Genomic DNA, 20,162 nt, shown 5'->3' on the forward strand with positions numbered 1-20,162 from the left:
CGTACAGCGCGGCGAGGATCGCCTGCGCCGAATACATGCCGGTGAACAGGTCGACCGCCGCGACGCCGAACTTCAGCGGCGGCTGGTCGGCCTCGCCGTTCAGCGCCATCAGCCCCGCCTCGCCCTGCACGACGAGGTCGTAGCCGGGCCGCGCGGCCTCCGGGCCGGAACGGTCGTAGCCCGAGATCGCGCAATGCACGAGCCGCGGATTCAGCTCGGCCAGCGCGTCGTAGCCGAGCCCGAGCTTTTCCGCGCCGCCCGCCTTGAAGTTGTGGATCAGCACGTCGGCCTGCGCGGCGAGCTCGCGCGCGATGCGCCGCCCGGCTTCCGTCTGCAGGTCGACGCAGATCGACCGCTTGCTGCGGTTCACGCTGTTGAAGTAGGTCGTCTCGGTGTCGCCGATCCGCAGCCCCCAGTCGCGCGTGTCGTCGCCGCGCGCCGGATGCTCGATCTTGATCACGTCCGCGCCGAAATCGGCGAGCACCATCGCGCTCCACGGGCCCGCGAGCACGCGCGAGAAATCGAGCACCTTCACGCCGGCCAGCGGCAATGCGCGCAGGTCGTTCGTCATCGTTGTCTCCTCCATTCGCGTCGTTCGTCTTTACTGTTTCGACAGCGCGATATAGCGCGCGAGATGATGATCCTCGTCGCCGAGCTGGTGATCGATCATCACCAGCCGCTTCGCGTAGTGCGACAGCGGCAGCTCCCACGTCATCCCGATCCCGCCGTGCAGCTGGATGCTTTCCTCGGCGACCAGCGTGCCGATCCGGCCGATGCTGTACTTGGCCGCCGCGAGCGCGCGCTCGCGCACCGCACGCGGCGCATCGAGCTGCGCGGCCGCGTTGATCACCGCCGAGCGCGCCTGCTCGACTTCCAGCAGCAGGTCAGCCATCCGGTGCTGCAGCGCCTGGAAGCTGCCGATCGGCATCCCGAACTGCTTGCGCGTGCGCAGGTAGTCGAGCGTGTACTCCTTCGCGATATCCATTGCGCCGAGCGCTTCGGCCGACAGCGCGAGCAGCCCGTAGCCGAGCACGCGTTCGAGCAGCGCGGCGCCCGCTTCGCCGTCGTGCGCATTCGGCGCGCCGAGCGCGGCATCGGCCGGCAGCGCGACGCGCTCGAAACGCACTTCGGCCGCGCGGCCGCCATCGATCTTCCGGTAGTCGCGCAGCGACACGCCCGGCGCGTCGGCCGGCACGACGAACAGCCCGATGCCGGCCGCGTCGTCGTCGTGACCGGACACGCGCGCGCTGACGACGAAGAACGCCGCCTGCGCGGCCTGGTCGACGACGCCCTTCGCGCCTGTCAGCACCCAGCCGTCGCCGGCACGCTCGGCGCGCGTGCGCACCGTCGTCAGTTCGTAGTGCGAGCCCGGCTCGTCGTGCGCGAACGCGGCGCTCGCGCTGCCGTCGATCAGCGCGGCAAGCCGCTCGCGATGCGCGGCGCCGCCGGCGAGCGACAGTGCGCGGCCGGCGAGCAGCGCGCCGAGGAATGGCTCGACGACGAGCCCGCGCCCGAGGCATTCGAACACCACGGCGATGTCGAAGCCCGCGCCGCCGAAGCCGCCGTCGGCCTCGGCAAACAGCGCGCCGACCGCGCCCAGTTCGGCGAAGCGCCGCCACATCGTGCGATCGAACCCGTCGGCCGACTGCGCGATGCGATCGCGCACCGGGAACGCGTACTGTTCGGCGATGAAGCGGTTCAACGTGTCCGCCAGCATCCGGCGGTCTTCTGTGTGCTGGAAATCCATCGTCGCGTCCCTCGTTACAGCCCGAGCATCATCTTCGCGATGATGTTCTTCTGGATCTCGTTCGAGCCGCCGAAGATCGACAGCTTGCGGTTGTTGAAGTACTGCTGCGCGGCGCTCGCGGCCTCCTCCGGGCCGATCGGCTCGCCGTCGTGATCGCCGTCGAGCGCATCGTCGACGAACGGCTGCGCATACGGCCCCATCGCGCGGCGCATCAGCGCGGTGATCTCCTGGCGGATCTGCGTGCCGCGGATCTTCAGCATCGAGCTCTCGGCCCCCGGCACGCCGCCGCCCGCGACCGCGGCCAGCACGCGCAGGTTGGTCGTGCGCATGTTCTCGAGTTCGATCTCGACGCGCGCGACGCGCGCCGCGAAGAACGGGTCGTCCGCGAGCGGCCGGCCGTTCTTCGTGACCTTCGCGGCCACCGCGCGCAGCCGCTCGAGCGCGGCCGTCGAGAAGCCGATGCCGGCGATGTTGGTGCGCTCGTACGTGAGCAGGTATTTCGCGCAGGTCCAGCCGCGGTTCTCTTCGCCGACCAGGTTCTCCACGGGCACGCGCACGTCGGTGAAGAACACTTCGTTCACCTCGTGCTCGCCGTCGAACGTGATGATCGGACGCACTTCGACACCCGGCGTGTTCATGTCGATCAGCAGGAAGCTGATGCCCTCCTGCTTGCGCACGTCGGTCGCGGTGCGCACGAGACAGAAGATCATGTTCGCGTAGTGACCGAGCGTGGTCCACGTCTTCTGGCCGTTCACGACGTAGTGATCGCCGTGGCGTACCGCGCTCGTCTTCACCGACGCGAGATCGGAACCGGCGCCCGGCTCCGAATAGCCCTGGCACCACCAGTCGGTGCCGTCGAGAATGCGCGGCAGCCAGTGGCGCTGCTGCGCTTCGCTGCCGTACTTGATCAGCACGGGCCCGAGCATGTTGACGCCGAACGGGACGATGCGCGGCGCGCCCGCGAGCGCGCATTCGTTGTCGAACAGGAATTTCTGCGCGACGCTCCAGCCGGGGCCGCCGTACTCGCGCGGCCAGTGGCTCGCGAGCCAGCCGCGGGCGTTCAGGATCGCGTGCCATTCGCGCATGTCGTCGCGCGTCAGATGCAGGCCGCCCTTCACCTTGCGCGCGGTGCGCGCCGGCAGTTCGGCGGCGAGGAAGCGCTGCACGTCGGCGCGGAACGCTTCCTCTTCGGGAGTGAAATTGAGGTCCATCGTAAGTCCGTTGCGAAGGCGGTGGGCGTTCAGTCGATGTAGTTCAGGCTCGCGAAATCCGCGCCGCGCTCGACCAGCTCGACGATCAGCGGCGAAGGCTTCCAGAACAGCGGATCCTCCTGCGCGAACGCGCGAATGTCGGCGAGCACGTTCGCCAGGCCGACCGTGTCCGCGTAGTGCATCGGGCCGCCGCGATAACGCGGGAAGCCGTAGCCGTGCAGGAACACCGCGTCGACGTCGAGCGGGCGCAGCGCGATCTTCTCGTGCACGACGTTCGCGCCTTCGTTGATCATCGCGGCGAGGTAGCGGCGCAGGATCTCGTCGTCGGTGAACGCGCGCGGCGTGATGCCCTTCTTCGCGCGCTCGTCGGCGACGATGGCCTCGACTTCCGGGTCCGGCGTGCCGGCGCGCGCGCCGTCCGGATACAGGTAGTAGCCGCGCGCGGTCTTCTGCCCGAACCAGCCGCGCTCGCACAGCCGGTCGGAAATTTCCACGTAGCGTGCGCGCGGGTCGCGCGTCGCCGCGCGGCGCTTGCGGGTCGCCCAGCCGATGTCGCCGCCCGCGAGGTCGACGACCTGGAACGGTCCCATCGGAAAGCCGAATTCGCGCACCGCGCGATCGATCTGATACGGCGACGCGCCGTCCTCCATCAGGTAGTCGGCCGCGGTGCGGTAGACCGCGAGGATCCGGTTGCCGATGAAGCCGTCGCACACGCCCGCGCGCACCGGCGTCTTCTTCAGCTGCTTCGCGAGCGCGAACGCCGTCGCGACGACCTCCGCACTCACGCGTGCCGGCACGACGATCTCGAGCAGCTTCATCACGTTGGCCGGTGAGAAGAAATGCAGGCCGATCACGTCGGCCGGACGGTCGATGCTGGCCGCCAGTTCGTCGATGTCGAGATACGACGTGTTGGTCGCGAGCACCGCGCTCGGCTTGCACACGCGCGCGAGTTCGGCGAACACCGCCTTCTTCACGGCCATGTCCTCGAACACGGCCTCGATCACGACGTCGGCCTGCGCGAGCGCGTCGTACGACGTGCTGCCCTTGAAGCGCGCGAGCCGCGCCGCATGCGCGGCCGGCGTCATCCGGCCCTTCGCGACCAGACCGTCGTAGACCTTCTCGACGTGCGCGCGGCCGCGTGCGAGCGACGCTTCGTCGCGCTCGATCATCGTCACGGGCAACCCGGCATCGAGCGCCGCGACCGCGATCCCCGCGCCCATCGTGCCGCCGCCGACCACGCCGATCCGCTCGACCGGACGCGCGCTCGCGCGGCGCGCCTCGGGCGCCTTCGCCGCCTCGCGCTCCGCGAAGAACGCGTGCACGAGGCCCGCGCGCTGCGGGCTGTCGATGCACTGCAGGAACAGGCTGCGTTCGAGCTTCATCCCCGCGTCGAACGACTGCGTGAGCGCGGCCTCGACCGCGTCGACGATCTTCGCCGGCGAGAACAGGCCGCGCGACTTCTTCGGCAAGTCGGCGCGCGCCGCGTCAATCGCGGCCTGCGCGCTCGCGCGATCGGCAAGCCCCCGCGCATCGCGCGTGCGCCGTGCCGGCGCGCCGAGCGACACGAGTTCCTGCGCATAGGCCAGGCCTTCGGCAAGCGTGTCGTCGCTGTGCGCGAGGCGGTCGACGAGGCCGAGCGCGAGCGCTTCGTCGGCGCTCGCGTGACGCCCCGTCAGCATCAGGTCGAGCGCGGCCTTCGCGCCGATCAGGCGCGGCGCGCGCTGCGTGCCGCCCGCGCCGGGCAGCAGGCCGAGCGTGACTTCGGGCAGCCCCAGCTTCGCGCCGGGCACCGCGAGCCGGTAATGCGCGGCGAGCGCGACCTCGAGGCCGCCGCCGAGCGTCGCGCCGTGCAGCGCGACCACGACCGGCTTCGCGCTCGACTCGATCCGCTCGCACACGTCGGGCAGCGACGGCGGCACCGGCGGCTTGCCGAATTCGCGGATGTCGGCGCCCGCGATGAAGTTGCGGCCGGCGCCGACGATCAGCACCGCGCGGATCGCGTCGTCGGTCTGCGCGGCGTCGAGCGCGTCGGAAAGGCCGCGCCGCACGTCGGCGGACAACGCGTTGACGGGCGGATGGTCGATCGTGACGACGAGCACCTTGTCGCGCCGTTCGCGCGTGACGGTGCCGGCGCGGGAGGGTTCGGGGGAAGCGGTTGAATTCATCGTGTCTCCAGTGCGGTACGCCGGGCGGCAGCCGCGGGACGGGCCGGCGGCGCCGGTTCCGGGATCCCGCGCGGCGGGAAACGATCCGGCGTGGTTGCCGGGCATGACTCGATTCTCGATTGATCGAGATTCATTGACAATTCCCGCATGCCTTTACAAGCTGTCAAGTCTGACTTGACATTGAATGCTTTCGAACCGTTAAACGGGACGGATCAGGAGACACCGGACATGGACCTGAACGCGCTGACGCTGCTCGTCGAGATCCTCGACGCGGGCAATCTGAGCAAGGCCGCCCAGCGGCTCAAGGTGAGTCGCGCGAACATCAGCTACCGGCTGAACCAGCTCGAACGCTCGATCGGCCAGCAGCTCGTGCGCCGCACGACGCGCCGCATCGAGCCGACCGAGATCGGGCTGAAGCTGTACGAGCACGGCCGGCGCATCCGCAACGAACTGCTCGCCGCGCAGGAATCGGTGACGACGCTCGGCCAGGACCTGCAGGGCCGCGTGCGGCTGTCGGTGCCGAGCGGCTACGGGCAGATGGTGATGTCCGACTGGCTGCTCGCGTTCAAGCGGCTGCATCCGGGCATCGTGCTCGACGTGGTGTTCGAGAATCGCGTCGAAGACCTGATGCGCGACGAGATCGACATCGCGGTGCGCGTGATGCCCGAGCCGCCGCAGAACCTCGTCGCGCGCGACATGGGGGCGGTGCGCTACGTAGCGTGCGCGTCGGCCGCGTTCGCGGCCGCGCACGGCATGCCGGCGAGCCTCGGCGCGCTGGCCGCCGCGCCGGTCGTCACCGCGACGGTGATGGGGCGGCAGTTGCGGATCGCCGCGTATCTCGGCGACGAGCGCCACGAGGTGCTGCTCGAGCCGACGCTGATTTCGGAGAACTTCCTGTTCCTGCGCCAGGCGATCCTCGCCGGGATCGGCGTCGGCATCGTGCCCGACTACGTGATGCAGGACGACATGCGGCGCGGCACGGTCATCACGTCGCTCGACGCGTATCGGCTCAGCATCTTCGGCACGCACATGTACATGCTGTACATGCCGAACCGGCACCACACGCGTGCGACTGCAACGTTCATAGAGTTCATCCTCGAACAGGCCGGAAAGACCGGCCGGGGCGGGCCGGGCGCGATGCGTCAGGGTTTCCTGTCGGATGACAACCCGCCGGGCCCGCGGCGACAATAGCGCGCCGCCCGTGCGGAGCGCGTGCCGCGCACACGCCGCCTCCTTCGAATTCACTGTTGCCGAGGGTTCAATGTTCGACCGGATTCGTCCGCATTCGCGTCCCTGGACGCTCGCCGCCGCAGTCGCACTCGCGCTCGTCGCCTTCGGTGCCGGCTGCACGTCCCCGTCCGCGCCGTCGGGCGCCGTCGTCCCGGTCGCCGCCGCGTCGGGCGCCGCGGTGCCGCTGCCCGGCGTTCACCCGCCCGAACTGTCGTCGGGCTGGACCGACAAGCCGGGCTGGACCTCGCAGCACGCGATGATCGCGGCCGCGAACCCGCTCGCGACGCAGGCCGGCTACGACATGCTGAAGGCCGGCGGCACCGCGATCGACGCGGCGATCGCGACGCAGATGGTGCTCGCGCTCGTCGAGCCGCAATCGTCGGGGCTCGGCGGCGGCGCGTTCATGCTGTACTTCGACGGCCACGCGACGCAGGCATACGACGGCCGCGAGACCGCGCCGGCCGCCGCCACCGACCGCCTGTTCTACGGGCCGACCGGCCAGCCGATGCGCTTCTACGAAGGTGTCGTCGGCGGGCGCTCGGTCGGCACGCCGGGCGTGCTGCGGATGCTCGACGCCGCGCATCGCGCGCACGGCAAGCTGCCGTGGCGCCGGCTGTTCCAGCCCGCGATCCGGCTCGCCGAGCACGGTTTCACGATCAGCCCGCGGCTGGCGATGCTGATCGCGAACGACAAGTACCTGATGAACGACCCGGCCGCGCGCGCGTACTTCTACAACAACGACGGCACGCCGAAGGCGGCTGGCACCGTGCTGAAGAACCCCGCGCTCGCGACCGTCCTGCGCCAGGTCGCCGACCGCGGCGCGAACGCGTTCTACACCGGCGCGATCGCGCGCGACATCGTCGCGAAGGTGCGCAAGCACCCGACCAATCCGGGTCTGCTGTCGCTGCAGGATCTCGCGCGCTACAAGGCGAAGGTGCGTGCGCCGCTGTGTACCGACTACCGGCGCTCGGTGGTGTGCGGGATGCCGCCGCCGTCGTCGGGCGGCCTCGCGATCGCGCAGATGCTCGGCATCCTCCAGGCGATGCCCGACTGGCAGCAGATCGGCGCGCAGAAGCCGGTGCGCAACGAGGTCGGCTACGAGCCGACGCCGTTCGCCACCCATCTGTTCAGCGAGGCCGGGCGCCTCGCGTTCGCGGACCGCGCGCGCTACGTCGCCGATCCCGATTTCGCGCCGCTGCCGGGCGGCAGCTGGGCGAGCCTCACCGACAAGACCTATCTCGCGCAGCGTGCGCGCCTGATCGGCGACAACAGCATGGGCGTCGCGCAGGCCGGCACGCCGCAGGGCGCGACGCTCGCGCTGGCCGACGACCGCAGCCCCGAATTGCCGTCGACCTCCGACATCGCGATCGTCGACCGCTACGGTCAGGCGCTGTCGATGACGACCAGCGTCGAGGACGCGTTCGGTTCGCGGCTGATGGTGCGCGGCTTCATGCTGAACAACCAGCTCACCGATTTCTCGTTCGTGTCGAGCGAGAACGGCCGGCCGGTCGCGAACCGCGTGCAACCCGGCAAGCGGCCGCGCTCGGCGATGTCGCCGGAGCTCGTGTTCGACCAGAAGACGAAGCAGGTGACGATGATCGTCGGTTCGGCCGGCGGCCCCGCGATCATCAACCACGTCGCGAAAACGCTGATCGGCGTGCTCGACTGGGGGATGACGATGCAGCAGGCGATCGCGCTGCCGAACTTCGGGTCGACGAACGGGCCGACGCAGCTCGAGCGCGGCCGCGTGTCGGACGCGCTCGTCGACGGGCTGAAGGGACGCGGGCACGACGTGCAGGTCGTCGAGTTGAACTCGGGATTGCAGGGGATCCAGCGGCTGAACGTGCAGGGACAGACGGTGTGGTTCGGCGGCGCGGATCCGCGGCGGGAAGGCGTGGCGATGGGGGATTGAGGGCGATGAGCGGCGCCCCCGCGCGCCGCTCGACTCGCGTGTGCGCCCCGGCAGCGGAATCCGCCTGGTGAACGGACGCGGAGTGCCCCCTTGCCGCTCATCCGGTCAGTATTAAACTGACGGCTTCCGCTACCCGTTCAGAAGCCGCGACATGAACTCGACGACACTCCTGCTGTACGTCATCACAGTATCCGCCGTGACGGTCACGCCAGGCCCCACGATGCTGCTGGCACTGAACAACGGCGCCACGCGCGGCCTGCGCATCGCGGCTTACGGAATCGCCGGTGCCGCGCTGTCGGACCTGATCCTGATCGGTGCGGTCGGATGTGGCCTCGGCGCGATCATGCAAGCGTCGGAGCACCTGTTCGTGATGCTGAAGTGGGCGGGCGCCGTGTATCTGCTTTATCTCGCATGGGCACTCTGGCACGCCCCCGCGACGCTGCCGTCGGCCGACGTCGTGCCAGCCGACGGTGCACGGAACGGCCGGTCGGCATTCAAGCGTTCGCTGCTGGTCGCGCTGTCCAATCCGAAAGGGCTGCTGTTTTTCTCGGCCTTCCTGCCTCAGTTCATCCAGCCCGAAGCGAACGTCGCCGCCCAGTACGCTACGCTGGCCGTCCTCACTGCCATGATCGACATCCTGTTGATGGCGATCTACGCAGCGAGCGGCTATCACGTGATGAAAGCGATGTCCGGACGCGCGCTGAAATGGCTCAATCGCGGCTGCGCCGGCATGCTGGCCGGACTGGCGGTGGCACTGAGCCTCTATCGTCGCGGCACGACAGCATGACCCGGTCGCGCCCGTGACGGCACCGATGCTCGCCGCATCGAAATAGGCATGCACAACGGGGCGAACCGGATTCCCTCCCTAGTCGCCCGTCCTGTCCATCGCCACAATGCCGGGCGATACCCGCGCTTACCCCCTCCCCTTCCACGGCACGATCCGCCTTTCGACCCACCTCATCGCGAGATCGAACAGCCACGCGATCGCGCCGATGATCAGGATGCCCATCACGACGATATCGGTGCGCAGGAAGCTCGACGCGTTGAGCACCATCTGTCCGAGCCCGGCGGTCGCGGCGACCATCTCGGCCGCGACGAGCGTCGTCCAGCCGAACCCGATCGCGATCCGCAGCCCGGTGAGGATTTCCGGCAGCGCGGCCGGCAGCACCACGTGGCGCACGATCTGCGCGAAGGTGCCGCCGAGTGAATACGCGGCATTGATTTGCTCGACCGTCGCCGCGCGCACGCCCGCGCGTGCGGCCATCGCGATCGGCGCGAAGCACGCGAGGAAGATCACGACCAGCTTCGCCGTCTCGTCGATGCCGAACCAGATCACGACGAGCGGCAGGTACGCGAGCGGCGGCAGCGGCCGGTAGAACTCCAGCAGCGGATCGAGCACGCCGCGCGCGATGCGGCTCACGCCCATCAGGATGCCGGCCGGCACGCCGATCGCAGCCGCGAGCACGAACGCGCCGAACACGCGCGCGGCACTCCACAACAGATGCTCCGACAACGGCAGGCCGCCCTGGATGCGGCCCTGCCACGCGTCGACGAACGCCGCCCACACCGCTTCCGGCGCAGGCAGGAACAGCGGCGGCAGCCACTGCCGATGCGTCGCGACCCACCACAGCACGGCCAGCGCCGCGACCGTTGCCGCGCTCAAGGCCGCCGTCCTGCCCTGCCCCGGCAACCGGTAGCGATGCGATGCGCGTGCGGGACGCGCCGTGTGGAGACGCTGCGTCGCGCGCCGATCGTGCCCGAACTCCGCGGCCGCTCGATCGGCCGCCCGCGAATCCTGCGTGCTCATGTCGTCCTGCCTGTGCAATGGTCTGATCCGGCCGCGCCCGACGGACGCGCCCTGCCGCGCGAACTCATGCATCACGCGCTCTCCGCGACCGCCTCGTCGCGATGCAGGTACGCGATCAGCCGCTCGCGCCATTCGATGAAATCCGGCGACGACTTCACCGCGCGCGCATCGCGCGATTCGACGTAGCGCCGCGCGAACGGCAACTCGAAGGTCTCCGCGACGCGGCCGGGGCCGGGCGTCATCACGACGAGTCGCGTCGCGAGGAACAGCGCCTCCTCGACGTCATGCGTGATGAAGAACACCGTCTTGCCGGTACGCGCCCACACGTCGAGCACGAGCGCCTGCATCGTGCCGCGCGTCATCGCGTCGAGCGCGCCCATCGGTTCGTCCATCAGCAGCACGCGCGGATCGCTCGCGAGCGCACGCGCGATGCCGACGCGCTGCTGCATCCCGCCCGACAGTTCGTACACGCGCGCATGCGCATGGCGCTCGAGGCCGACGAGCGCGAGCATCTCGCGCGAGCGCGCTTGGCGTTCGGCCTTCGACACGCGTGCGAAACGCAGCCCGAGCGCGACGTTCTCGAGCACGTCGAGCCACGGCAGCAACGCGTATTTCTGGAACACGACGCCGCGATCGGCGCCGGGGCCCGTGACCGGCACGCCGTCGACGCGCACGTCGCCCGTCGTCGGCGCGACGAAGCCGGCCATGCAGTTCAGCAGCGTCGTCTTCCCGCACCCCGACGCGCCGAGCGCGACGACGAATTCACCGGAGTCGATGCGCAGGTCGACGCGCGCGAGTGCCTGCGTCGTCGGCCGACCGCGTTCGCCCGGATAAGAGACCGATACCTGACGGACTTCCAGCGTGCTCATGATCGAGGGCTCCGCGATGAGTGGCCTGGGATGCCTGAACGACCGCGCTCAGCGCGCGGCCTTCTGAACGAACTGCGGATCGACGCCGACCGAGTAGTCGGCGAGCACCGCCTGGATCGTGCCCTGCGATTTCAGGAACGCCGCGGTGGCCGCGAGCGACTTCGCGGCGCCCGACTGCGCACCGCCGCCGAGCCACGTCGGCGACGCCTGCTCGGCCGGCGTCGGGAACGCGTAGAGCGCGAGGCTTGCCGGCACGTCCTGCGCGTTCGCGCCCGACACCTTCGCGACCGCCGCGACCTGCGGCGAGCCGGCCTGCCACGCGGCGGTGTGCGCACGGTAATCGGCGTCGGCCGCCGCGAGCACCTTCACGAAGCGCGAGACGAACTCGGGATTCTCGCGCGCGAACTTGCGGCTCACGACGAAGCCGTCGAAGGTCGCCTTGCCGCTTTCCTTCGCGACCCGGCCCGACGTCGTCAGCACGGTGCCCGACTGCTTGACCTTGGCGAGCACCGGATCCCAGATGTAGGTCGCGTCGATATCGCCGCGCGTCCAGGCGGCCGCAACCTCGGGCGGACGCAGGTTGACGATCTTCACGTCGTTCGGATTCACGCCGGCGGCCTGCAGCGCGACGAGCGTATGGAAATGCGACGTCGACACGAACGGCACGCCGATCTTCCTGCCCTTCAGCGCGGCGATGCTGGTCACGCCGGAGCCGTTGCGCGCGACGAGCGCCTCGGCGTCGTTGATGTTGTCGAGCACCCAGAACAGCGAGATGTCGAGCCCTTGCGACAGGCCCGCCGCGATCGGGCTGGAGCCGGCCTCGCCGAGCTGCACGGAGCCCGACGCGAGCGCGCGGATCACGTCGGCGCCGCTGTCGAGCTTGCGGAACGTGACCTTGTAGCCGGTCGCCTTCTCCACTTCACCGCTCGCCTGCGCGTAGCGCCACGGCACGACCATGTCCTGGTACGCGATCACGACTTCGCGCGATTCGGCGTGCGCCGCGCCGAGCGCGGCAAAGGCGGTCAGCGCGACGACGGCGCGGCGGATGAAGCGGAAACGGGACATGCGGCTCTCCTTCGAATGCGGGCATTGCTGCGGGAGAGCCGACTATAGGAGCTTTGCGTGCGGCGGGAGCGAACTTATCCTGCGAAGCTATCGATGCCGTTTCGGCTTTGCTTTCCACGCTGAACCGGATCGCGCCTCCAGTCGGGTGACGATTGTCGTGCGCATGCGCGGGCGACGGCCGCGCCAACGAAAAAGCCCGCATCGCTGCGGGCTTTTCTTCGACTGCGTGACTGCTGCAGAGAGGCGGATGCGGCGCTCAGACCACCCCGGCCCCATGCGCCTGCAGATCGGCGTGATAGCTCGAACGCACCATCGCGCCAACCGCCGCGTGCGTGAAGCCCATCTTGTACGCCTCTTCCTCGTACATCTTGAACGTATCCGGATGCACGTACGCACGCACCGGCAGGTGGTGCTCCGACGGCTGCAGATACTGGCCGATCGTCAGCATGTCGACGTCGTGCGCGCGCAGGTCTCGCATCACCTGCAGGATTTCCTCTTCCGTCTCGCCGAGGCCGACCATCAGGCCCGACTTCGTCGCGACGTCCGGATGCAGTGCCTTGAAGTCCTTCAAGAGCTTCAGCGAGTGCGCGTAGTCCGAACCCGGGCGCGCTTCCTTGTACAGGCGCGGCACCGTTTCGAGGTTGTGGTTCATCACGTCGGGCGGCGCCGCGTTCAGGATCGAGATCGCGCGGTCGAGACGGCCGCGGAAGTCCGGCGTCAGGATCTCGATGCGCGTTTCCGGCGACTGCTCGCGCACTTCGCGGATGCACTCGACGAAGTGGGCCGCGCCGCCGTCGCGCAGGTCGTCGCGGTCGACGCTCGTGATCACCACGTACTTGAGCTTCAGCGCGGCGATCGTGCGCGCGAGATTCTTCGGTTCATCCGCATCGAGCGGATCGGGGCGGCCGTGGCCGACGTCGCAGAACGGGCAGCGGCGCGTGCACTTGTCGCCCATGATCATGAACGTCGCGGTGCCCTTGCCGAAGCATTCGCCGATGTTCGGGCAGCTCGCTTCCTCGCACACCGTATGCAGGTTGTGCTCGCGCAGGATCGTCTTGATCTCGTTGAAGCGCGAACTGCCGGTGGCCGCCTTCACGCGGATCCACTCCGGCTTCTTCAGCTTCTCGATCGGAATGACCTTGATCGGGATGCGCGCCGTCTTCGCCTGCGCCTTCTGCTTGGCGGTCGGATCGTAGGCTGCGGTCGCGGCCGAATCGGCCGGTGCGGGGGAAGCGGTAACGTCAGTCATTCGAATGTTCCAGTGCCTGCGGCTTGTCGGCGGCCGCGGATTCGCCATCGAGGTTGGCAATCAGACGCCCCACCAGCGTGTGGGCGACGTCGTTCCAGTCGGCGGCAACCTCGAGGCTCGCCATGTCGACGGTTTCCAGTCCGGCATAGCCGCACGGGTTGATCGCAAGGAACGGGCGCAGATCCATCTTCACGTTCAGGCTCAGCCCGTGATAGCTGCAGCCGTTGCGGATCTTCAGCCCAAGGGCCGCGATCTTCGCGCCTTCGTGCACGCCGGATGCCACGTAGATTCCCGGCGCGCCCGCCTTGCGGACCGAAGCGAGATTATACGCCGCGAGGGTTTCAATCACGGCCTCCTCGATCTTCGTCACGAGCGTGCGCACCATCAGCTTGCGCCGGCGCAGGTCGAGCAGCAGGTAGACGACGATCTGGCCGGGGCCGTGGTAGGTGATTTGTCCACCGCGGTCGACCTTGACGAGCGGCACGCCGCTGTCGGCCACCAGCAGGTGGGCCGGGTCGCCGGCCTGGCCGAGCGTGTAGACGGGCGGATGCTCGACGACCCAGATTTCGTCGCCGGTGTCGGCCGTGCGCGTGTCGGTGAACGCACGCATTGCGTCGAAGCTCGTCTCGTACGCCTCGCTGCCCCGCCAGCGCACGGTGACCGGCGCGACGGGCTGAACCGGGGACCCGGCGGGCGATTCGGAAACGGCGACGGGCGTGGACACAATGGGAACCGGCGAGACGGACATGGGCGGTAGTTTACCGAAAACCCATGCGTCTCGCCGGCGGTGGAAACGGACGGATCGCGGGTATCCGTCGGAGGAAAGGTCCGTCAGACGGTGCGCCAGCCGTCGTGGAGCAGCGCATTCACGCGGTTGCGCAGCCGCGCCAGCACGCCGCGCGCGACTTCCGCGGCCGGCCGCGACACCGAGAACGCAACATGGGCGCCCTGCCCGCTTTCCGCGCTGAGCCACAACCGCTCGCCGCGGCGCAACCGGAGCGTCTCGCCGTCGACCAGGAAGTAGTCTTCGACGTCGTTGCTGCGCGTCGCCCAGACCGGCCCGCATTGCACCGTCAGACGCGTGCTGCGTTGCACCTTCATCGGCACGGTTTCGCCCGCGGGGATTTCGAATGTGATGCTTGAAGAAATTTCTTGCATGATCGACTCCGCCAATAAATGCTTCGATGGCTACAATCGTAGTCACTTAAAGGCGCCCGACCAAACGACCAATTTTCACGTCGATGTGAGGAAAATTAGCAAATGGACCTCCGCCAACTTCCTGCGCTGAACGCCATCCGTGCGTTCGAAGCCGCCGCCCGTCACGAGAATTTCTCGCGCGCCGCCGACGAACTCTTCGTCACGCACGGCGCGGTCAGCCATCAGGTGCGCGCGCTCGAGGAGGAGCTGGGCGTGCAATTGTTCGCGCGCAACGGCAAGCGGCTGTGCCTGACCGGCGCCGGCATGCGCTACGCGCAGCAGGTGCGCACCGCGCTAATGATGCTGGCCGACGCGACGCGCGACGTGCGGGCAAGCGACCGCGACCGGCGGCTGGTGGTGTCGATGCTGTCGTCGTTCGCCGCGCGCTTCGTCACGCCGCGCATCGGCACGTTCATCGAGCGGCATCCGGAAATCGACGTCGAACTGCAGTCGACCAACACGCTGACCGATTTCGCGCGCGACGACGTCGACCTCGCGATCCGCTTCGGCTTCGGCAACTATCCGGGGCTGCACGTCGAGCCGCTGTTCGACGAAGTGTTCTTTCCGGCGTGCGCGCCGACGTTGAACGGCGGCAAGCTGCCGCAGACGCCCGCCGATCTCGTGCACTACAACCTGCTGCGCTCGGACGACGAGCTGTGGCGGCCGTGGTTCGACGCGGCGGGGCTCGACACGCTGACCGAGCCGAAACGCGGGATTCTGTACCAGGATTCGTCGAACCTGCTGCTGGCCGCGATCGAGGGGCAGGGCATCGCGCTGGTGCGGCGCTCGCTTGCGGTGCACGACCTGCTCGACGGGCGCCTCGTGCGCCTGTTCGACATCGACGGGGCGAGCCCGTGGCACTATTTTTTCGTGTGTCCGCCGCCGCTGCTGAACGCGCCGCGCGTGCAGGCATTCAGGGCGTGGATGCTCGAGGAAGTCGCGCAATTCAAGCTGCTGTGCGACGAGCTGGATGCGCGGCGCGCGGCGGGGAAGACCCCCGCCGAGTGCGCGCAGGAAGGCGGATGGAAGGGCTAGGGCCTGTTCCCGCTAATAACGGGCTTGCGAACGCGCCTTGCCGGCTGCAGTGCAAGAAGCAAGGAGCGCCGTTTGGCCGAGCCAAACCAAGCGACGCGCGCCGCCGCAATGCGGCCGGCAAGGCGCGTTCCCCTGTTTGGAAAAATCATTCGTGGGGCTGGCCCCCGGAAGGGCCGATCGCTGCGTCATGCTCCTTGCGAATACGTCGAGTATTCGCTTCGTCGCATTTCTTGCGCTTGGCCCTTCTGGGGGCCAGCGCAAGCCCGATATTAGCGGGAACAGGCCCTACAGCACGACCTTGACCATCGGATGGCCGGTCAGTGCACGGTAGATGTTATCGAGCTGTTCCTGGCTCGTCGCTCGCACGGTGATGGTCAGGCCGGTGTAGTTACCGCCGCTCGACACACGCTCCTCGATCTTCTCGACGTCGATCTCGTTGTCGTGGACGGCCACGACCTTGAAGATCGTGTCCTTGAATTCCGGGTGCGCCTTGCCCATGATCTTGATCGGGAAATCGCACGGAAACTCCAGCAGCGACTCCTTCCGGGTATCGATCGCGCCGGTGACCTCGATGGTTTTGGTCGGTTCGCTCATCATTTCCTCCGGGTTAGGTCAAACTGTTCAAACTCGCGCGCTTTCGCACGCTGGTACGCGTCGTACAACGCCGCGAACACGGGGCCCGGCTTGCCGCCCTGCACGGGCAGTTCGTCGAGCGACGTGACAGGCAGGATTTCCTTCGTGGCCGACGTGATCATGATCTCGTCCGCCGAGCGCAGCTCGACCTCGCTGATCTCGCGCGCGACGAACGGAATCCCGCATTGATCGGCCAGCTCCTCGACGAGCGCGTAGCGGATCCCTTCGAGGATCTTGTTGCTGCGCGGCGGCGCCATCAGCTCGCCGTTCTTCACGATCCACACGTTCGACGACGACCCTTCGGTCACCTTGTCGTCACGCAGCTGGATCGTCTCGAACGCATCGCGTTCGGCCGCATGCTGTGCCATCAGCACGTTGCCCAGCAGCGAAATCGACTTGATGTCGCAATGCAGCCAGCGGCGATCCTCGGCCGTCACGCAGCGCACGCCGCGCGCGCGCTCCTCGTCCGACGGCAGGCGCAGCGGGCTCGTCATCGCGAACACCGTCGGCACCGTATTCACCGGGAACGCGTGGCCGCGCTTCGCGACGCCGCGCGTCACCTGCAGGTAGACGAGCGCGTTGCCGTCGCCCAGGCCTTCCGCGTTCGCGGCAACCACGCGCTCGATCAGCGCGCGCCAGCCGGCCGCGTCGTGCGGGTTGTCGATGCCGATCTTCTTCAGGCTGCGCGCGAGCCGGTCCAGATGCTGTTCGATCCGGAACGGCACGAGCGCGCCGTCGTGCGCATAAACGGGGACAACTTCATACACGCCATCGCCGAAGATGAACCCGCGGTCGAGCACCGGCACGCGGGCTTGCGACAGCGGCACCAGTTCCTCCTGCGACGACACGCTGAGGTAGACGATCGGTTCGAATTCGGCTTGGCTCATAGCTATACCAGATGGGGATGAAGTCGTGAAAACAAAGGCCCGTCGCGCTTACTTCTTCTTGCTGAACATCAGCAGGATCGAGTCCCAGATACGCCCGAAGATACCCGCTTCCGGCACCGCCTGCAGCGCGACGACCGGGAACTCCGACAGCGTCTTGCCGTCGGCGACGAGCTTCACGGTACCGACCTGCTGGCCTTCCGCGAGCGGCGCGATCAACGGCGCGTTGACGTCGACTTCCGGCTTCACCTTGTCGCCCAGGCCGCGCGGCACGGTCACCCACTGGTCGCTCTTCACGCCGACCTGCACGGTGTTCTCCTTGCCCTTGTAGATACGCGGCGTCGACATCGCCTGGCCACCCTTGAACAGGCGCACCGCGTCGAACGCGCTATAGCCGTAGTTCAGCATCTTCATGCTGTCCTGCGTGCGCTCGCCTTCCTTCGGCTCGCCCATCATCACCGACACGAGACGGCGCTGGCCGTCGACACCCGGGATCGCGCGCTTGGCCGATGCGATCAGGCAGTAGCCGGCCGCTTGCGTATGGCCCGTCTTCAGGCCGTCGACCGTCGGATCCAGCCACAGCAGCCGGTTGCGGTTGCCCTGGCGGATGTTGTTGTACTTGAATTCCTTCTCCGAGAAGATGCCGTAGTACTGCGGAAAATCGCGGATCAGGTGCGCGGACAGCTTCGCGAGGTCGCCGGCCGTCGTGTAGTGGTTCGGATCGGGCATGCCGTTCACGTCGGCGAAGTGCGTGCCCTTCATGCCGAGGCGCTGCGCCTCGGCGTTCATCAGCGTGACGAACTGACCTTCGCTGCCGCCGACCAGTTCGGCCAGCGCGATCGCGGCGTCGTTGCCCGACTGGATGATCATCCCGTACACGAGGTCGTGCACCGACACCGGCTTGTTCGCCTCGATGAACATGCGCGACTCGTCGAGGCCGACACGGCGCACTGCCTCGCTCGGCGTGATGATCTGCTCCATCGAGATCTTCTTCTTGTCGAGCGCCTCGAACACCAGGTAGGCCGTCATCAGCTTCGTGAGCGATGCGGGCTCGACGCGTTCGTCGGCGTTGCCCGATGCGAGCACCGTGTTGCTCGTCGCATCGACGAGCACCCACGAGCGCGCGTTCACGCCCGGCGGCGGCACCGCGCCCGGCATGAAGGTCGCGGGCGCGCCGGTGAACTGCTCGGCGGCGGCCGGCGCTGCGTGCGCGGCCTTGGCTTTAACGGCCGGCTTAGCCTCGGCGACGACGATCGTCGATGCGAGCGCAACGGGCAGCATCACGCCCAGCGCGACGTTGCGCGCGGCGGTGCCGAAGGCGATGGAAGAAGCGAGGGACTTGAGGCCTTGGGGAGACAGACGCATGATCGATTCAGGCTGGTGGCAGAAAGTGCGGCGCGAAACGCGCAGGGTTGAACGGCAAGGCGGCGGGCGTTCCGGGCATTCGTCCGACTGCGTCGGACGGCGCGAAACGCGCCGGTTGGACTCATGCGGACGCGTTCGGTTCGCGGCCGTCGCGAGCGGGCTGACAGGCGGCGAAACGAGCGCCGCATGGGCCCGGCCGGGCCGCGGGCGACGCGAAATGCGGCCATTATACGTGGCCGCGAACGACGTTTTCGCGAACCGTGCGGGTGGCCGCACATGGGCTTCGGGAGGATAGCGCGGCTTCGCTGGCGGACAATCGCGCGCGAAGCCGCGCGAAACGCGTGCGCGGGCGCGGTGCAGGACGGGGTCGCCGCGCGGCGGCAGCGGGCATGTGCGACCGGGTTCGACACGGTGCGACGAGATGCCGCGCGAGCGGCGGCATCGGGGTGGCGCGGCAGCGACGATGCGCGCCGCGCTACACGCATCAATGCATCAACGTATCAACGCCACGCGTCGACGATGATGCGCTTCAGCACGTGCAGCTTGCGATGGAAGAAGTGCTCGGCGCCGGGGATCACGACGACGGGCAGTTCCTGCGGCCGCGCCCAGTCGTAGACCGATCCGATCGGCACCGTGTCGTCGGTTTCGCCGTGGATCACGAGCGTGTTCTCGGGCACGTCGGCGACCTGCCAGCGGCTCGCGGCCGTGCCGACGAACACCATCCGCTCGATCGTCTCGCCCGCGTCGCGCAGCCGCTTCGCGACATGCGACAGCACGAAGGTGCCGAACGAGAAGCCCGCGAGCACGAGCGGCAGCTCCGCGTGGGCCGGCTGCGCACGCATGTGCGCGAGCACCGCGAGCAGGTCGTCAGCCTCGCCGATGCCGTTGTCGTGCACGCCCTCGGTTGCGCCGACGCCGCGGAAGTTGGACCGGTACACCACATAGTTGAGCTGGACCAGCGTGCGCGCGAGCGTTTGCGCGACCTTGTTGTCCATCGTGCCGCCGAACAGCGGATGCGGGTGCGCGACGAGCGCGATCCCGCGCGGCGCGGCGCTACCATCGCGCACGGCGTCCGGCAGGTCGACCGCGATTTCGATCTGCCCGGCCGGGCCGGCGATCAGCGACTTCTGCGTATGAACGTTCATTCGGCCGGCCCGCTCAGATCGTCAGGCGGTCGACGACCTTGCCGTCGCGCAGGTGCGATTCGACGATCTCGTCGATGTCGGCCTGGTCGACGTACGTGTACCACGTGCCCTCCGGATACACGACCATCACGGGCCCTTCCTCGCAACGGTCGAGGCAGCCGGCCTTGTTGATGCGGACCTTGCCCGGCCCCGCGAGGCCGAGTTCCTTCACGCGCTTTTTCGCGTATTCCTGCATGGCCTGCGCATTGCATTGCGCGCAGCTCGGACGCTCGGCGCCCGGTTCGCGCTGATTCAGGCAGAAGAAGACGTGGTGCTGGTAGTAGGAATCCATGATGGTGACGAGCGGCCCGACGCGGTGCCGGGCGGAAAGAGGGGCGATTGCCGTTGCGCGTGGCAACGGATGTGCGGACGATTATAACGACCGGCGCGCGCCGCTGCCGGCGATCGGGCCGTGCCACCCTGCCCCGCGTGCCGCGTCAGCGCCTCAGCGCCGCAGCGCGGCCGGCAGCCACGCGTGCTCGACCCGCTGGCCGAGCCAGATCAGCGCCGCGTAGGGCCAGATCCACGCGAGCCAGCGCGCGATGCTGTTGAAGTGCACGTAGCGGCCCTGCCGCCAGCCCGACAGCGTGAAGTCGAAGAACGGGTTGA

19 protein-coding genes and 1 pseudogene are annotated in these 20,162 nt (G+C 68.4%); 4 read left to right on the plus strand and 16 right to left on the minus strand.

Annotated elements, in window-relative coordinates; translation table 11 throughout:
• The 4 genes from F3J14_RS25175 to F3J14_RS25190 form a co-directional block, all read right to left on the minus strand.
• Positions 1–571 (minus strand): CoA transferase (locus tag F3J14_RS25175; RefSeq protein WP_166725291.1); only part of this gene is annotated, 571 nt, incomplete at its 3' end.
• A gap of 30 nt (positions 572–601) precedes the next feature.
• On the minus strand, positions 602–1,747 hold the full coding sequence (locus F3J14_RS25180) for an acyl-CoA dehydrogenase family protein (protein ID WP_166725292.1): 1,146 nt from the start codon (positions 1,745–1,747) through the stop codon (positions 602–604).
• 14 nt (positions 1,748–1,761) lie between these two features.
• Entirely contained in the window at positions 1,762–2,958 is a 1,197-nt protein-coding gene (locus F3J14_RS25185) for an acyl-CoA dehydrogenase family protein (RefSeq protein ID WP_166725293.1), read from the minus strand.
• A 29-nt stretch (positions 2,959–2,987) separates the two neighbouring features.
• On the minus strand, positions 2,988–5,123 hold the full coding sequence (locus F3J14_RS25190) for a 3-hydroxyacyl-CoA dehydrogenase NAD-binding domain-containing protein (protein ID WP_166725294.1): 2,136 nt from the start codon (positions 5,121–5,123) through the stop codon (positions 2,988–2,990).
• Between the two features lie 228 nt (positions 5,124–5,351).
• Here F3J14_RS25190 and F3J14_RS25195 point away from each other — a divergent pair, with 228 nt between their 5' ends.
• From F3J14_RS25195 to F3J14_RS25205, 3 genes are all read left to right on the plus strand, one after another.
• Entirely contained in the window at positions 5,352–6,314 is a 963-nt protein-coding gene (locus tag F3J14_RS25195; protein ID WP_166725295.1) for a LysR family transcriptional regulator, read from the plus strand.
• A gap of 70 nt (positions 6,315–6,384) precedes the next feature.
• Complete coding sequence (gene ggt, locus F3J14_RS25200) at positions 6,385–8,265, plus strand: gamma-glutamyltransferase (protein WP_166725296.1); 1,881 nt, start codon at positions 6,385–6,387, stop codon at positions 8,263–8,265.
• Between the two features lie 151 nt (positions 8,266–8,416).
• Positions 8,417–9,052, plus strand: a complete 636-nt coding sequence (locus F3J14_RS25205) for a LysE family translocator (RefSeq protein ID WP_166725297.1) — start codon at positions 8,417–8,419, stop codon at positions 9,050–9,052.
• Between the two features lie 126 nt (positions 9,053–9,178).
• Here F3J14_RS25205 and F3J14_RS25210 read toward each other — a convergent pair whose 3' ends face one another.
• From F3J14_RS25210 to F3J14_RS25235, 6 genes are all read right to left on the minus strand, one after another.
• Positions 9,179–10,144, minus strand: coding sequence for an ABC transporter permease subunit (locus F3J14_RS25210; RefSeq protein WP_166725305.1), 966 nt, complete (start codon positions 10,142–10,144; stop codon positions 9,179–9,181).
• Entirely contained in the window at positions 10,144–10,941 is a 798-nt protein-coding gene (locus F3J14_RS25215) for an ATP-binding cassette domain-containing protein (protein WP_166725298.1), read from the minus strand. The genes F3J14_RS25210 and F3J14_RS25215 overlap by 1 nt, the downstream gene beginning before the upstream one ends.
• A 48-nt stretch (positions 10,942–10,989) precedes the next feature.
• On the minus strand, positions 10,990–12,006 hold the full coding sequence (gene tauA, locus F3J14_RS25220) for a taurine ABC transporter substrate-binding protein (RefSeq protein ID WP_166725299.1): 1,017 nt from the start codon (positions 12,004–12,006) through the stop codon (positions 10,990–10,992).
• Between the two features lie 256 nt (positions 12,007–12,262).
• Positions 12,263–13,255, minus strand: coding sequence for a lipoyl synthase (lipA, locus tag F3J14_RS25225; protein ID WP_006760316.1), 993 nt, complete (start codon positions 13,253–13,255; stop codon positions 12,263–12,265).
• Positions 13,248–14,003 (minus strand): lipoyl(octanoyl) transferase LipB, encoded by a 756-nt coding sequence (gene lipB, locus F3J14_RS25230; RefSeq protein ID WP_166725300.1) that lies wholly within the window; start codon positions 14,001–14,003, stop codon positions 13,248–13,250. The genes lipA and lipB overlap by 8 nt, the downstream gene beginning before the upstream one ends.
• A gap of 83 nt (positions 14,004–14,086) precedes the next feature.
• Positions 14,087–14,413, minus strand: a complete 327-nt coding sequence (locus tag F3J14_RS25235) for a DUF2917 domain-containing protein (RefSeq protein ID WP_006760318.1) — start codon at positions 14,411–14,413, stop codon at positions 14,087–14,089.
• A gap of 102 nt (positions 14,414–14,515) precedes the next feature.
• Here F3J14_RS25235 and F3J14_RS25240 point away from each other — a divergent pair, with 102 nt between their 5' ends.
• Entirely contained in the window at positions 14,516–15,487 is a 972-nt protein-coding gene (locus F3J14_RS25240; RefSeq protein WP_166725301.1) for a transcriptional regulator GcvA, read from the plus strand.
• A gap of 285 nt (positions 15,488–15,772) precedes the next feature.
• On the opposite strand, the gene F3J14_RS25245 is transcribed toward F3J14_RS25240, so the two are convergent.
• The 6 genes and pseudogenes from F3J14_RS25245 to F3J14_RS35810 all read right to left on the minus strand — a co-directional run.
• The gene (locus tag F3J14_RS25245; RefSeq protein WP_006760320.1) at positions 15,773–16,081 is read right to left on the minus strand and encodes a YbeD family protein; all 309 of its coding nucleotides are present in this window, start codon (positions 16,079–16,081) and stop codon (positions 15,773–15,775) included.
• The gene (locus tag F3J14_RS25250; protein WP_166725302.1) at positions 16,081–17,007 is read right to left on the minus strand and encodes a D-amino acid aminotransferase; all 927 of its coding nucleotides are present in this window, start codon (positions 17,005–17,007) and stop codon (positions 16,081–16,083) included. Before F3J14_RS25250 ends, F3J14_RS25245 begins: the two co-directional genes overlap by 1 nt.
• A gap of 48 nt (positions 17,008–17,055) precedes the next feature.
• Positions 17,056–18,369, minus strand: a complete 1,314-nt coding sequence (locus F3J14_RS25255) for a D-alanyl-D-alanine carboxypeptidase family protein (RefSeq protein ID WP_166725303.1) — start codon at positions 18,367–18,369, stop codon at positions 17,056–17,058.
• A gap of 500 nt (positions 18,370–18,869) precedes the next feature.
• Complete coding sequence (locus F3J14_RS25260) at positions 18,870–19,514, minus strand: alpha/beta hydrolase (RefSeq protein ID WP_138847095.1); 645 nt, start codon at positions 19,512–19,514, stop codon at positions 18,870–18,872.
• A gap of 13 nt (positions 19,515–19,527) precedes the next feature.
• On the minus strand, positions 19,528–19,845 hold the full coding sequence (locus F3J14_RS25265; protein ID WP_166725304.1) for a (2Fe-2S) ferredoxin domain-containing protein: 318 nt from the start codon (positions 19,843–19,845) through the stop codon (positions 19,528–19,530).
• Between the two features lie 153 nt (positions 19,846–19,998).
• Positions 19,999–20,162, minus strand: a pseudogene (locus F3J14_RS35810) (teicoplanin resistance protein VanZ); the annotation flags it as partial.

It is taken from the genome of Burkholderia sp. Tr-862 (assembly GCF_011753085.1).
GTDB classification, from domain to species: domain Bacteria; phylum Pseudomonadota; class Gammaproteobacteria; order Burkholderiales; family Burkholderiaceae; genus Burkholderia; species Burkholderia ambifaria.

Coding starts and splice junctions, on each gene's coding strand:
- F3J14_RS25180 (WP_166725292.1), bottom strand. CDS start 1,747: ATGGATTTCCAGCACACAGAAGACCGCCGGATGCTGGCGGACACGTTG.
- F3J14_RS25185 (WP_166725293.1), bottom strand. CDS start 2,958: ATGGACCTCAATTTCACTCCCGAAGAGGAAGCGTTCCGCGCCGACGTG.
- F3J14_RS25190 (WP_166725294.1), bottom strand. CDS start 5,123: ATGAATTCAACCGCTTCCCCCGAACCCTCCCGCGCCGGCACCGTCACG.
- F3J14_RS25195 (WP_166725295.1), top strand. CDS start 5,352: ATGGACCTGAACGCGCTGACGCTGCTCGTCGAGATCCTCGACGCGGGC.
- ggt (WP_166725296.1), top strand. CDS start 6,385: ATGTTCGACCGGATTCGTCCGCATTCGCGTCCCTGGACGCTCGCCGCC.
- F3J14_RS25205 (WP_166725297.1), top strand. CDS start 8,417: ATGAACTCGACGACACTCCTGCTGTACGTCATCACAGTATCCGCCGTG.
- F3J14_RS25210 (WP_166725305.1), bottom strand. CDS start 10,144: ATGCATGAGTTCGCGCGGCAGGGCGCGTCCGTCGGGCGCGGCCGGATC.
- F3J14_RS25215 (WP_166725298.1), bottom strand. CDS start 10,941: ATGAGCACGCTGGAAGTCCGTCAGGTATCGGTCTCTTATCCGGGCGAA.
- tauA (WP_166725299.1), bottom strand. CDS start 12,006: ATGTCCCGTTTCCGCTTCATCCGCCGCGCCGTCGTCGCGCTGACCGCC.
- lipA (WP_006760316.1), bottom strand. CDS start 13,255: ATGACTGACGTTACCGCTTCCCCCGCACCGGCCGATTCGGCCGCGACC.
- lipB (WP_166725300.1), bottom strand. CDS start 14,003: ATGTCCGTCTCGCCGGTTCCCATTGTGTCCACGCCCGTCGCCGTTTCC.
- F3J14_RS25235 (WP_006760318.1), bottom strand. CDS start 14,413: ATGCAAGAAATTTCTTCAAGCATCACATTCGAAATCCCCGCGGGCGAA.
- F3J14_RS25240 (WP_166725301.1), top strand. CDS start 14,516: ATGGACCTCCGCCAACTTCCTGCGCTGAACGCCATCCGTGCGTTCGAA.
- F3J14_RS25245 (WP_006760320.1), bottom strand. CDS start 16,081: ATGAGCGAACCGACCAAAACCATCGAGGTCACCGGCGCGATCGATACC.
- F3J14_RS25250 (WP_166725302.1), bottom strand. CDS start 17,007: ATGAGCCAAGCCGAATTCGAACCGATCGTCTACCTCAGCGTGTCGTCG.
- F3J14_RS25255 (WP_166725303.1), bottom strand. CDS start 18,369: ATGCGTCTGTCTCCCCAAGGCCTCAAGTCCCTCGCTTCTTCCATCGCC.
- F3J14_RS25260 (WP_138847095.1), bottom strand. CDS start 19,514: ATGAACGTTCATACGCAGAAGTCGCTGATCGCCGGCCCGGCCGGGCAG.
- F3J14_RS25265 (WP_166725304.1), bottom strand. CDS start 19,845: ATGGATTCCTACTACCAGCACCACGTCTTCTTCTGCCTGAATCAGCGC.